Raw genomic sequence first — 13,390 nt, 5'->3', positions numbered from 1 at the left:
AACAAAGTGCTTCAAATATAGGCAACTTATTGTCTGATAAAAGCGATGTAATCTGTAATTGGCAACTGTGCATTGTTTTGGTTTTTCAGCAACTGGCCAATCTGTGCACGGTGATGCGTGCCATGGTTAATTACGTGCGTTACTATATCCATTAGGCTATCGGCATAAGGCACGCCCTGGGTGGTTTTATAATTGATGATCCTTAGCCATTCATCATCTTTAACATTTGCTAAAAATACCGTCCAATCGTCGTGGTTTTGCGTCAAAGTGGGCATAAATACCACGGGTTTCCAACCAGGCCAAACTTGCAGGTCAGGCGGGTTTTCCAAACCCTTGCAGCGGTTTAACCAGGTATGCTGCGTCATGAGCAGGTGGGCCATTAATTTTATAGCTTGCTGAGGAGCACCTGGCTGGTTTAGCAGATTTATAAATTTTTCATTGCTCTCGCAATCGTATTTAAACAAAGTGCTGAAGTGCTTTTTTAAGATAGACATGCAACAAAGTTAACGCTATAGCCTGTTTTGAAAGTTGTAGCAATGTCAGCATTCGCTAATTAACAATCTAATAATATAAATTGTACACTGAGTTGACAGTGTGAGAGTAATTTTATATTGTTAAAACTACCAATTATGAAAGCTTTAAAGTTTGTTAATTACCTGGTTGATCAATTACGCGAATGGTTCTTTTTAAAAAGCATGCGTTCGACCTTCATTCATTAATATAAAACGCGTTGCTTGATAAATACAATTTAAATGCACATTTTGGGCTGCTTTTAGGCTCAAAATAATGGAGGCATCTATCAAAAGTGATCAACTATCGCGCCTGTCTTTCGGCCGCGATTTTCAGTGGGGAGTATCAACTGCCGCATTCCAAACAGAAGGTTCCTGTTCAGCCGATGGTAAAGGTGAATCCATCTGGGATAGATTTACCGGCCGGAAAGGCAAGATATTAAATGGCGACAATGCACAAACCGCTTGTGACTTTTACAGTAGCTACAAGCAGGATATCGATTTAGTCAAATCACTTAACATCCCGAACTTCCGTTTTTCTATTGCCTGGACCCGTATTTTGCCTGACGGAACCGGTGCCATCAATCAGCAGGGAATTGACCATTATAACCGGGTAATTGATTATTGTTTACAGGTGGGAGTGGAGCCCTGGGTTACGCTCTACCATTGGGATTTGCCGCAGGCACTTGAAGACAAAGGTGGCTGGACGAACCGTGATGTTGTAAATTGGTTTAGCGAGTACGTAAACATTTGTGCCGAAAACTTTGGCGACCGGGTTAAGTACTGGATGGTAATGAACGAGCCGGCGGTGTTTACCGGTGCCGGCTATTTTTTAGGTATACATGCCCCAGGCCGTACCGGCTTAGGCAATTTTTTACCGGCGATACACCACGCTGTGTTAAGCATTGTGGCCGGCGCCAAAATATTGCGCGAAAAATGTAAAGACGCATCAATTGGTACGACCTTTTCATGCTCGCATATTGAACCTTACTCGGCCCATCCTCGCAATGTTAGCGCTGCAAAGCGTGCCGACGCACTGATAAACCGTTTATTTATTGAGCCGATACTTGGCTTAGGTTACCCTATGGATGATTTGCCGGTGCTGAAAAAACTACACAAGTATTTTCACCCCGGTGATGAGGACAGAATGAGTTTTGATTTTGATTTTATCGGCATACAGAACTATACGCGAGAAATTGTAAAATATTCCTTTTTTACACCATATATAAGCGCCAAACTTGTTAAAGCCGAGAACAGGGGAGTGCCTTTAACCGATATGCGCTGGGAGGTTTATCCGCCTGCCATTTACGAGGTAATTAAAAAGTTTAATGGTTATAAAAACATCCGCAAACTTATTATTACTGAAAATGGCGCCGCTTTTCCGGATAAGGTTGAAGCTGAACAAGTGCATGATGTAAAGCGCGTTAACTATCTGCAAACACACCTGCAGCAAGTGTTACGCGCAAAGAACGAAGGCTTTAAAGTTGACGGCTACTTCGTTTGGACACTGACAGACAATTTTGAATGGGCCGAAGGTTACCATCCACGTTTCGGATTGATACACATCAACTTTGAAAATCAACATCGAATTGTTAAAGACTCCGGAAAATGGTATGCAGATTTTTTAGCCGAACCGGTTTAAATTCCCGAGGGAATTTTTACATAAAAAACAGATCCATTGTCGGGCCTGGCTTCAAACCAAATCCGTCCACCATGATTATCAATTATCTGTTTACAGATAGATAATCCTAACCCGGAAGAGGCCTCGCCATTAGTGCCATGCCTTTTAGCATCGGTGAATGCGTCAAAAACCTTTGATTGCAGGGTAACTGGTATACCGATACCTTCATCTTCCACGCAAAAAACTACGCAGCCATCAACAGCATCAACAGCAATACGGATATTTTTACCTGCCGGGGTAAATTTGATGGCATTACCAATTACATTACTTACTACCCGTACAATCTGAAATTTGTTAATTTTCGCCGACGCATCAACCTGTGCCGGCTTAAAAATTAGTGTTTGCTGCTTGTTATTTGCAAGATAGGTCATGTCGCACATCACGGTATAAACTAAAGCATTTACATCGTGCGCCATCAAGGTATCGTCGGCCGGGTCAAGAGTTGCCGAATAAATCACATCTTCGGTAAACTCTAATGAATGTGCAGATATACGGCGTATATGATCAATGTATTCCTTTATTTCGTCAGTAAGTTGGCCTTTGCGCAATACTAACTCCGTTAATGTAATTATGGTAGCAAGCGGATTTTTAAGATCGTGGGCAATGGCGTACAACTCTTTATTGGTTCGCTTGTAGTCGGTGATATTATTTTTTGATGGGATATGTTCCGCAGCGAATTTGACCGCGTCACTTTGCTGTGATGAACTATAATTCATGGACATGGATTCACCATCACGCTCAAATGTATTTTCGGGAATGTTTAAGGCCGAAAACCGGTTGCTGAAAGTTGATTCCATAGAGCCACGGATTGGAAAAAAGTAATTTATAAGCAGTGTATATTTTGCGTATACGTTAAACTCTCTTTTAAGGTTTAATTTGTATTAACAAAACGTACAGTTTACAAATAAATTTTACGCGGCTGTAGAAGTATTTAATAGTTTGATATAGAAGGTGGTGCCGTGTTCGTTATTGCTTTCAAACCAAATACGTCCGTTGTGCTTTTCTACAATTTGTTTACATATAGATAAACCTAAACCAAACGATTTTTCTCCACCTGTGCCGGGTCGCTTGGCATCTGTAAACATGTTGAATATCTGGCTTTTCAGGTTGTCGGGTATGCCGATACCTCTGTCATTAACAGCTATGCGCACACCTTCGGCATCTTCAACAATGCGCACATTGATGATTGAGCCATACTGACTAAACTTTATAGCATTACTAACGAGGTTGCTTAAAACACGCCATATTTTTTCGCGGCTAATAAACAGTTCTTTATCATGCGGCAACAACTCCATCTCAATTTGCTGCTGTTTTTCCAAAGCCTTAAAGCGGAGAAGCTCTACGCTGTTACTAACCAACGAGTTGATCTCCACATTCTCCATCCGCAAAGGTGCGTTGTTGTTATTGGCTATCTCCATAATTTCGTTGATCAGCTCAAGCGTATTGTATGAAGTTTCTTTGATTAGGTTTACCAGGTCCTGTTGCTCGCTGGTTAGTCCGGCATCATCAATCATGGCGGTAGTTAGCGATGCTATCCCACCGATAGGGTTGCGTAAATCGTGCGCCACGGTGCGTAGTATACGGTCTTTTTCTCGACTATTTATATTAAGCTCAGTAAGCGCCTTAGCTAATACTGAATTTTGTTCATTTATTTGTTCGTTTAGTTGGTTAACCACCTGGTATGCCGCACGAGATCGCTTCCAGTTGCGATAAACCAGGAGTATAATTAACAGCAGCAAAATACCAATAACAACAGCCGTTACCAGGTAAATGCGCTGCACTTTATTATTATTGCTGAGGGACGCTATCTTCCGCTGGTTGTCATAAGTAGCCAATTGCTTGGTTACGTCGCTCGCTATTAAATCGCTCAGCTTTTTGTTTAACGAGTCCTTTTTTTCGTCGTATATCTGCAGATAGCCTGCGGCCTTTTCAAAGTTCCGCTTACGCAAATGATACTGCGCCATCAGGTTGTTCCAGTCAGTAACTGCTTCCTCGTTCTTTAAAGTATCGAATTGAGACTTCACGGTATCGAGTATTTGCTTAAGTGAGTCTAACTGATTACGTTCAAGCCATAATTTAGCCAGTTTTATTTCTGTTAACTGCCCATCGTTATTGTCGTTTCCCTTACGCAGATTGATGGCAATACTTTTTTTAAGCAATTCAGCAGCCTCAGCATAACGGCCCTGGCGTTGATAAATTTCAGCTATGTTTCCGTAAACAACGCCTCGGGCTATATCAAAGTGATCGCCCATTACCTGTTGCCTGTAAACAGGCTGCGGTATAACTTTCTTAAATTTGGGCTCGTTATCGTTAATATATTTAAGCGCTTTTTGAAAATAGTATAGCGCGGTGTCATTTTGATAGAGTTTTTTGTAGCACAAGCCGATGTTATCAAGCACTTCCTGCCGGCGATAAAACATCAGGAACTCGTTGTTATCATAACTCTGGTTATAGCTCTCCTTAAAGTATTTTTTTGAAAGCTCGTAATTTCCCTGCCTGAACATGATGAGTGCCATGCGATAGGTAAATTCACTCAGCATTACCCGGTTAAGTGTGTTTTGCCCAACAAGATAAGCCTCATAGTATTGTTGGTAGGATTCCGCATAGCGTTTTAGATCAAATAGTGCGTCACCCTTTGAAAAACTCGCTTCTGCAAGGTTTTCAGCATAGTACTTGTCTTTTTTATTTCGGGTGGCGTAATACACCATGCTGTCTGCGTAAACCAGGCTTTTTTCCACTTCGCCCATTCCACGCCGCAAAACCATGTAGTGTAATCCATGCCTGCGAACATAATCGCCGGTAGTGGGTGAAGTAAGGGTTTTAAATCCGGAATCGATATACCTTAAACCCTCTTTATTTTTATGATTTTCGAGCAACGCGGTGCCATGCTTTAAAATTTTGACAAACTCAGGCGAAAATCTTTCGTTGGCATTTTTTTGATTTGACTTGCACGAGCCAATAACTAAAGCCACAACAAAACATAGGCACAAAAAGGCGCAGCGTGATTTAGGTTGGAATTGGCTTACCAAAAGACTCAAGGGGATGCAAACAATAGTTGTAACAAATATAATATATTTATGACAACCGTTAAGGCAAACATTAAAATACTAACTAATAATTTAATAAGCGACAATTATTGCCTGGAGCCTTGTTATGTCTGTCTTAGTTGAGTTGATAAACATTGACTACTTTTGCCATATGATAACTGTTTGCTTAAATAACGCGGAGTTTTATGCTTACCATGGGTTTTATCATGAAGAACAGTTGATAGGGGGGCGTTATCTGATTGATATAACTGTCGGTTTCGAACCTTCAAGCCATGCGGCAGATGACGAACTATCGCAAACGGTAGATTATCAGGTGTTATATGCCATCTGTAAAGAGGAGATGGCTACTCCACGAAAATTAATTGAAACAGCCGCCGACGCGATAGTAAAGCGCGTAAAAGATAGTTATCCTTACATAACCCAATTGAATTTTAGCTTAAAAAAGCTGAATCCACCTTTAGGCGGATCAGTGGGATATTCGGCTGTAAATATCAGCTATCAAGCACGCGAGGGTATCAATTAGTATTTAATATAAGCGGCGGTTCATCATACTCTATCATGCGCTGCCGTTCGGTTATGGGTATAGGTGTTGACTTGTTAGCCCCGTAATCGTAGCTGATACAAACGGTTTTACCCGTAGTGCATATCTCCTCGCCGTGTGGCGTGTGTTTAACCAACACGTGCATCATATCAAAACTACTGTTGCCTATACGTGTTGTGCGTACATAACACGATATCCTATCGTCAAGAGTTAAGGGCTTCAGATAATTTATCTCAGATCGGCCTAATATCACACCTGCTTTTTTTTGATCCCAACTGATAGCCTCTCTCCAATAGTTTGAACGGGCTATTTCAAAGTAGGTAAGGTAAACAGCATTATTAACATGGCCGTAGGCATCGAGATCAGAGAAACGAATGGGTATATCGGTTTTGAAGCGATAATATGATAAATTTTCAGCCATTATTGTCAAAAAGTCAGCAAGTATCCATAAATGGCGACATTTTGTCGCTCAAAATTAATTCAATCTGCATTGGTATAACAGTTGAACATATTGCGACGAAGTTAACATTTAATACATAAAAACATTAGGAGGATATAAAAATGACTTTAGTAAAATTTGGCAACAACAGAAACCGTTCAGTAAGCCCATTTTTCAGCGACGTGTTTGATTCATTCTTAAATGACGCGTTTGTTGGCGACCGTTTGGCCTCACGTGTTCCGGCGGTAAATATCGCCGAAACTGAAAATGAATTCCACATTGAATTGGCAGTACCTGGCCTGAAGAAAGAAGATTTTAAGATCAATCTTGATAAGAACGTGCTGAGTATCTCTGCCGAGAAAAAAACAGAGAACGTTGACGAAGGTAAAAAATACAGCAAACGCGAGTACAGCTATAACTCATTTGTGCGCTCATTCACCTTGCCTGAGTCGGCAGATCAATCACGTATCGAAGCTGACTACGCCGACGGCATTCTGAAACTTAATGTAGCTAAAAAAGAGGAAGCCAAAGTACAATCAAGAGAGATTGTAATAAAATAAGTAAGTTTTGTTTTTCATAATAGAGTTGGTTTGATGAGAGGGCTGCCTAAAAAGGCGGCCTTCTTTTTTTGGGCCAGTCACGATAATGCCATTATGTAACGGCATCAGAAAAAAATCTATCAATTTTGTAGATATTTAATATAAATCGCTATACCTTAGCTATAGTTAACCAAAAATAACATACCATGAGTTTACGATTAGGAGATAAAGCGCCGAATTTTAAAGCGCAGACATCAGAAGGCGAAATAGATTTTTATGGGTATTTAGGCGATAGCTGGGGTGTGCTTTTTTCGCATCCGGCTGACTACACACCTGTATGTACTACTGAATTGGGTCGCACGGCCTCGTTAAAACAAGAGTTCGATAAGCGCAATGTTAAAGTAGTTGCGCTAAGTGTTGACGGCGTTGAATCGCACAAAGGCTGGATCAACGATATTAACGAAACGCAAAATGTTGAGGTAAACTTCCCGATAATTGCCGACGAGAACCGGGAGATTGCCGAGGCTTATGACATGATCCATCCAAACGCCTCATTGACTGCAACTGTGCGTTCGCTGTTTATTATAGCGCCTGATAAAACTATTAAGTTAATCATTACTTATCCGGCTTCAACCGGCAGAAACTTCCAGGAAATATTACGTGTGATAGACTCTTTGCAATTAACAGCAAATTACAGCGTGGCCACGCCTGCCGACTGGAAAGAAGGAGAGGACGTAGTGGTTGTGCCGGCAATCAAAACAGAGGACATACCGGCCAAATTCCCGAAAGGTTATACAGAGGTGAAACCATATTTAAGGCTAACTCCGCAGCCAAATAAATAATTTTATTTGGATTAATAATTTTTTATATTTGAGGAGATAGATTTGTCTATTCCGCTCTGATTATCAATCCGTTTTATATTCAGTTTGGTTTTAGTAATAATTCTTGTCAGCTATAACTTAATACGAAATTTAATATGAAAACTGGAAAAGTAAAATGGTTTAATACACAAAAGGGCTACGGTTTTATTATAACCGAAGAAGGTAAAGATCTTTTTGTGCATTTTAAGGATGTTCAGGGCGGCGTTAATGCGATCAAGGATAACGATTCTGTGGAGTATGAAGTAGAAGATGGCAAAAAAGGCCCTCAGGCTGTCAATGTAAAAAAAGTATAAATACACCCTGTTTATAGTTAAAACCTCTGTAGCGCTTACAGAGGTTTTTTTATGTAAAAAATTTTAAGTTTACCGGCCAAATACACCAACTCAATTTTTATAATGACCGATGATCTTTCGCGCAAGCAAAAGCGCAATGTAGTATTCCTGGTACTTGTAGCCGCGCTGGGCTACTTTGTAGATTTGTATGACCTGATCATATTCTCAATTGTACGCACGCAAAGCCTTAAGGATATTGGCGTTTCAGATGCAGATATACAGCCCGATGGCGTATTTATCATTAATATGCAAATGTTTGGTTTACTGCTCGGCGGGCTTATATGGGGGGTAATCGGCGATAAGTTCGGTCGTATTAAAGTGCTTTTTGGCTCAATACTGCTATATTCATTAGCCAATATCGCCAACGGCTTTGTACACGATGTAAATACTTACGCTATCATCCGGTTTATTGCCGGCATTGGTTTGGCCGGAGAGCTTGGCGCTGGTATTACACTGGTTACTGAAACGCTTAGTAAAGAAAAACGTGGATATGGAACGACTATAGTTGCGGCAATCGGTTTGTTTGGCGCTGTAGTAGCTTCACTGGTGGGCAAGGAGGATTGGCGCACGGCATATTTTACGGGCGGCGGGCTCGGCTTTGTACTGTTGCTGTTACGCATGGGCACGTTTGAGTCGGGCATGTATAAACGGGCAGAGCAAAGCACAGTATCTAAAGGCAACCTGCTCATGCTGTTTAATGATCGTAAACGGTTCTTTAAATACATCTGCTGCATATTAATTGGCGCGCCTTTATGGTATGTAGTGGGCATATTGATAACCCAGGCGCCGGAATTTGGCAAAGAGCTGGGTGCTACCGAGCCGCTAAGCGCTGCAACCGGCGTAATGTTTACGTATATTGGTCTTTCTATAGGCGATATCTTTGCAGGTATTTTGTCACAGATCACCCGGTCGCGGAAGCTTACCATGCTGATCTTCCAGGTAGCATCAACCATCAGTGTTATTGTTTACCTAAGCGCTAAAGGCATTACGCCTGATAAATTTATGTGGCTTAGCTTCATCATTGGGTTTTGTATAGGTTATTGGGCTACATTTAATACAATTGCTGCCGAGCAGTTTGGTACCAATATCCGCTCAACCGTGGCTACCACTGTACCCAACTTTGTACGCGGTGCGTTGATACCGATCAACTTTGCGTTTGACGCCTTGGTTAAGCATTACGGCCGTATTACCAGCGGATACATTATGTTATTTATATTGATCGGCCTGTCGCTTTTTGCTTTAAGCCGGTTAAAGGAGAGCTTTAATAAGGATTTGGATTACATGGAAACCTGATTGTGTTGATCCTTCAAATGTGCATTCATTTAACAAATTAGTTACTTTTGCGCTTAATGATAAGCAAAGAACAAATAGCGGCAGACTACCGGATAATACAAAACGAAATATGCCTCGCGCTTGAGGCGGTGGATGGTACAAGCCGGTTTGAGGAGGAGCAATGGCAACGTGATGGTGGCGGAGGTGGCATTACACGCGTCATCCAAAACGGAAACATATTTGAAAAAGGGGGCGTCAATTTTTCTGCCGTATACGGGCAACTTCCTGATACCATGAAAAAAGCGCTGAAGGTAGAGAATGACGAGTTTTTTGCCACCGGCGTATCTATCGTTATACATCCTAACCAACCTTGGGTACCTATCATTCACATGAACATCAGGTATTTTGAAATGCCGACTGATGACCCTGAAAAGCAGCCTCTACGTTGGTTTGGCGGTGGGATAGATCTAACGCCGCATTATGTTATTGATTCCGATGCGCAATACTTTCACGCTTATCTGAAATCCGTTTGTGACTCATGCCATCCTGAATATTATCATCGCTTTAAACAATGGGCTGATGATTATTTTTTTATCAAACATCGAAATGAAACACGCGGAATAGGCGGCATATTTTACGACAGGCTTACCGCAAATGACGAAGTTACCTGGGATGACATATTTGAATTCTCGAAAAATCTCGGCCGTTCGTTTATTCCAATTTATACCGAGTTAGTTGAACGCAACCGCAACACACCATTTACCGACGAACACCAGCATTGGCAATATTTACGCCGTAGCCGCTACGCCGAATTTAATTTAGTTTACGATGCAGGTACCCGTTTTGGACTGGAAACCAACGGACGTATTGAATCGATACTGATGAGTTTACCACCAACTGCCAAGTGGGTTTATAACCACACACCAGCTGCGGGCAGTAATGAAGAGCGCACATTATCGTTATTAAAAAAGGGCATAAATTGGGCAGAATGATTAAAAGGCTTGTAATATGTTTATCGGTTATAGTTTTATGCAGTTCGTTTAACGATGCATCATTAAAGGGTATGTGGCAATATTGCGGCGGCATGTTCAACGGTAAACTATCAGCCGCGCCAACAGAGTATACGCTGCAGCGTAAATATAAAAAGAAGGATTTTGAAGCGTTCGTACTAGAACCTGGTCAAAAGGCGGTTAAATATGAAACAGGTAATTACGAGTTAAAAGCCGATACGTGTTTTGAAACGCAAACTTACTGCAGCCAACCATCGCAAACGCTTAACAAAACCATAGTCTATACTTACACAATCAGCAACGATACGCTCAAATTTAAAGGCACATTGCCCGATGGCGCAACGGTTGAGGAATATTGGAAAAAGATAAAGTAGCCTTAAACCGATGCTTTACAGCAGGTTGTAAACAATGTGGTTTTTACTAACATCTGTGCCAAAAATCATATTAATTCTTAACTTCGCAGGTCGCCGTAAAATCAATTACGCGCGTATTTTGAGAAGAGTTCTACATATAATATAAAATGGCTGACGAAACAGGAAACGACAATCCACAAAACGAAGACCGTATAATTTCGATTAATATTGATGAACAGATGCGATCTGCCTACATTGACTATTCAATGTCGGTTATCGTATCAAGGGCCTTGCCTGACGTGCGCGACGGTTTAAAGCCGGTACACAGGCGCGTGCTTTATGGTATGCTCGATCTGGGTTTGGCCAGCAATAAGCCTTATAAAAAATCGGCACGTATTGTTGGTGAGGTATTAGGTAAGTATCACCCGCACGGCGATACATCAGTTTATGATGCCATGGTACGTATGGCGCAGGATTGGAGCCTTCGCTACCCGTTTGTTGAAGGCCAGGGTAACTACGGCTCAATAGATGGAGATCAACCGGCGGCTATGCGTTATACAGAGGCAAGGCTGCAAAAAATTGCCGAAGAAATGCTGGCCGACATCAATAAGGATACTATTGATTATCAGTTAAACTTTGACGATTCGCTGGAGGAGCCAACCGTTCTTCCATCAAAAATACCTAACCTGCTGGTCAACGGTGCATCAGGTATTGCCGTAGGTATGGCAACCAACATGCCGCCGCACAATCTTACCGAGATAGTAAACGCTACCGTAGCGCTGATAGACAATCGCCAGATAGAGGTTCCGGAACTGATGCAGTATATCAAAGGCCCGGATTTCCCGACAGGTGGTATTATTTACGGTTACGAAGGTGCTAAACAAGCATTTGAAACTGGCCGTGGCCGTATCGTTATCCGCGCACGCGCCGAAATAGAAACCTACAATAATGATCGCGAACGCATTATAGTTAGCGAGATACCATACCAGGTGAACAAAGCGGTAATGATTGAGCGTACCGCCGAGTTGGTTAACGAGAAAAAACTCGAAGGCATTTCGGCCATTCGCGATGAATCAAACCGCGAAGGTATACGTGTTGTATACGAGGTAAAACGTGATGCCAACGCTGCTATCGTGTTAAACAACCTGTACAAATACACTTCACTGCAAACCTCATTCAGCGTAAACAATATCGCACTCGTACAAGGCAGGCCAATGCTGCTCAACCTGAAGGATATGATCCATCATTTTGTTGAGCACCGTCATGAGGTAGTAATCCGCCGTACTAAGTATGAGCTGGCCGAAGCTGAGAAGCGCGCGCACATATTAGAGGGCTTACTAATCGCGCTTGATCACTTGGATGAAGTTATCCGCCTGATCCGTGCATCGTCTACCCCTGATGAGGCTCGCGAAGGTTTGATTGAAAAATTCGGATTGAGCGACATCCAGGCCCGCGCGATATTAGACATGACCCTGCGCCGTTTAACCGGACTGGAGCGTGATAAGATAAAAGATGAATATGCTGCATTGATGGAGCAGATCAACTACTTGAAATCAGTACTTGCCGATGAAGGCCTGCGTATGCAGATCATCAAAGATGAGTTACTTGAAGTTAAGGATAAATTTGGTGATGAGCGTAAAACCGAAATGGTACATTCATCGGCCGAGATGCAAACCGAAGATTTTATTTCTGACGATGATGTTGTAATCACGATATCGCATGAAGGTTATATTAAGCGCACACCGCTTACCGAGTACCGTACGCAGGGCCGGGGTGGTAAAGGCTCAATAGGCAGCAACAGCCGCGATCAGGATTTTATCGAACATCTGCTGGTGGCATCAAACCACAACTACATGCTGTTCTTTACCGAAGCCGGGCGTTGTTTCTGGTTACGTGTATTTGAGATACCTGAAGGTACACGAACTTCAAAGGGCCGTGCGCTTCAAAATATCATCAATATTCCTAAGGAAGAGAAGATCAAGGCTTATATTAAACTTACCAGCCTTAAGGATCAGGAGTACCTTGAGAATAATTATATCATCATGTGTACCCGTAAAGGTACCATCAAAAAAACCTCATTAGAGGCATATTCTCGTCCGCGTGCTAATGGTATCAACGCCATTAATGTTAACGAGGGAGATACCTTGCTTGAGGCAAACCTTACCAGCGGCAGCAGCGAAATAGTTATGGCGCTTAAATCAGGTCGTGCTATCCGCTTTAACGAGTCGACTGTTAGGCCGATGGGCCGTACGGCAACAGGTGTTCGCGGTATATCGCTTGATAATGATAATGACGAGGTTATCGGCATGATCAGTATTGATAACCCGGAAACCACGGTATTGGTTGTATCAGAAAAGGGTTACGGTAAACGTACCGATATTGATGATTACCGCGTTACAAACCGTGGTGGTAAAGGTGTAAAAACACTAAATATTACCGAAAAAACCGGAAACCTTGTAGCCATAAAAGGTGTTACTGATGCTGAGGACCTGATGATCATCAATCGCTCAGGTGTTGTAATACGTATTGCCATAAATGAATTAAGGGTTATGGGCCGTGCAACGCAAGGGGTGAGGTTAATTACCCTGAAAGGAAACGACGAAATTGCCTCGGTTGCTAAAGTTGAGCATGATCCGGAAGAGGAAACAACTGAACTCGAAGTTACAGCAGAAGGCACAAACGCTGACGCTAATACCGAAAATACTGAACCGGAAGCCGGCGCCGATAAGGAAGCACCGGAAACTGATAACGAATAATAATTTGGATGCATTGCCGTAAAGTAATAA

At 42.2% G+C, this 13,390-nt stretch carries 13 protein-coding genes; 9 read left to right on the top strand and 4 right to left on the bottom strand.

What is annotated here, in order from left to right; translation table 11 throughout:
• Positions 1-26: 26 nt before the first annotated feature.
• Positions 27-494 carry a DinB family protein gene (locus LT679_RS04150; RefSeq protein WP_232175786.1) on the bottom strand — a complete coding sequence of 156 codons (468 nt, stop codon included), beginning with the start codon at positions 492-494 and terminating at the stop codon, positions 27-29.
• Positions 495-786: 292 nt separating this feature from the next.
• Here LT679_RS04150 and LT679_RS04145 point away from each other — a divergent pair, with 292 nt between their 5' ends.
• Positions 787-2,151, top strand: coding sequence for a GH1 family beta-glucosidase (locus LT679_RS04145; protein WP_232175784.1), 1,365 nt, complete (start codon positions 787-789; stop codon positions 2,149-2,151).
• Here the strand turns inward: LT679_RS04145 and LT679_RS04140 are convergent.
• Positions 2,148-2,987, bottom strand: coding sequence for a sensor histidine kinase (locus LT679_RS04140; protein WP_232175782.1), 840 nt, complete (start codon positions 2,985-2,987; stop codon positions 2,148-2,150). The two genes, LT679_RS04145 and LT679_RS04140, sit on opposite strands and share 4 nt — an antisense overlap.
• A gap of 114 nt (positions 2,988-3,101) precedes the next feature.
• A complete protein-coding gene (locus tag LT679_RS04135) occupies positions 3,102-5,162 on the bottom strand; it encodes a tetratricopeptide repeat-containing sensor histidine kinase (RefSeq protein WP_232175780.1) in 2,061 nt (686 codons plus the stop codon).
• A gap of 226 nt (positions 5,163-5,388) precedes the next feature.
• Between LT679_RS04135 and folB the strand changes: the two genes are divergently transcribed.
• Positions 5,389-5,760 (top strand): dihydroneopterin aldolase, encoded by a 372-nt coding sequence (folB, locus tag LT679_RS04130; protein ID WP_232175779.1) that lies wholly within the window; start codon positions 5,389-5,391, stop codon positions 5,758-5,760.
• Here the strand turns inward: folB and LT679_RS04125 are convergent.
• Positions 5,753-6,199 carry an acyl-CoA thioesterase gene (locus tag LT679_RS04125; RefSeq protein ID WP_232175777.1) on the bottom strand — a complete coding sequence of 149 codons (447 nt, stop codon included), beginning with the start codon at positions 6,197-6,199 and terminating at the stop codon, positions 5,753-5,755. The genes folB and LT679_RS04125 overlap by 8 nt on opposite strands.
• Positions 6,200-6,339: 140 nt before the next feature.
• Between LT679_RS04125 and LT679_RS04120 the strand changes: the two genes are divergently transcribed.
• The 7 genes from LT679_RS04120 to gyrA all read left to right on the top strand — a co-directional run bounded on the left by LT679_RS04120 (position 6,340) and on the right by gyrA (position 13,360).
• Entirely contained in the window at positions 6,340-6,777 is a 438-nt protein-coding gene (locus LT679_RS04120) for an Hsp20/alpha crystallin family protein (protein WP_232175775.1), read from the top strand.
• A gap of 185 nt (positions 6,778-6,962) precedes the next feature.
• Entirely contained in the window at positions 6,963-7,598 is a 636-nt protein-coding gene (locus LT679_RS04115) for a peroxiredoxin (protein ID WP_232175773.1), read from the top strand.
• Positions 7,599-7,732: 134 nt separating this feature from the next.
• A complete protein-coding gene (locus LT679_RS04110; protein WP_232175771.1) occupies positions 7,733-7,930 on the top strand; it encodes a cold-shock protein in 198 nt (65 codons plus the stop codon).
• Between the two features lie 102 nt (positions 7,931-8,032).
• Positions 8,033-9,262, top strand: a complete 1,230-nt coding sequence (locus LT679_RS04105) for an MFS transporter (protein WP_232175769.1) — start codon at positions 8,033-8,035, stop codon at positions 9,260-9,262.
• Between the two features lie 56 nt (positions 9,263-9,318).
• On the top strand, positions 9,319-10,233 hold the full coding sequence (gene hemF, locus LT679_RS04100) for an oxygen-dependent coproporphyrinogen oxidase (RefSeq protein ID WP_232175767.1): 915 nt from the start codon (positions 9,319-9,321) through the stop codon (positions 10,231-10,233).
• On the top strand, positions 10,230-10,625 hold the full coding sequence (locus LT679_RS04095; RefSeq protein ID WP_232175765.1) for a hypothetical protein: 396 nt from the start codon (positions 10,230-10,232) through the stop codon (positions 10,623-10,625). The genes hemF and LT679_RS04095 overlap by 4 nt, the downstream gene beginning before the upstream one ends.
• A 146-nt stretch (positions 10,626-10,771) precedes the next feature.
• Positions 10,772-13,360 carry a DNA gyrase subunit A gene (gene gyrA / locus LT679_RS04090; protein WP_232175763.1) on the top strand — a complete coding sequence of 863 codons (2,589 nt, stop codon included), beginning with the start codon at positions 10,772-10,774 and terminating at the stop codon, positions 13,358-13,360.
• Positions 13,361-13,390: the final 30 nt, after the last annotated feature.

The organism is Mucilaginibacter roseus (assembly GCF_021215455.1).
Lineage (GTDB): Bacteria > Bacteroidota > Bacteroidia > Sphingobacteriales > Sphingobacteriaceae > Mucilaginibacter > Mucilaginibacter roseus.
The sequence above is the reverse complement of the archived record's forward strand: the minus strand, read 5'-3'. Positions and strand labels throughout refer to the sequence as shown.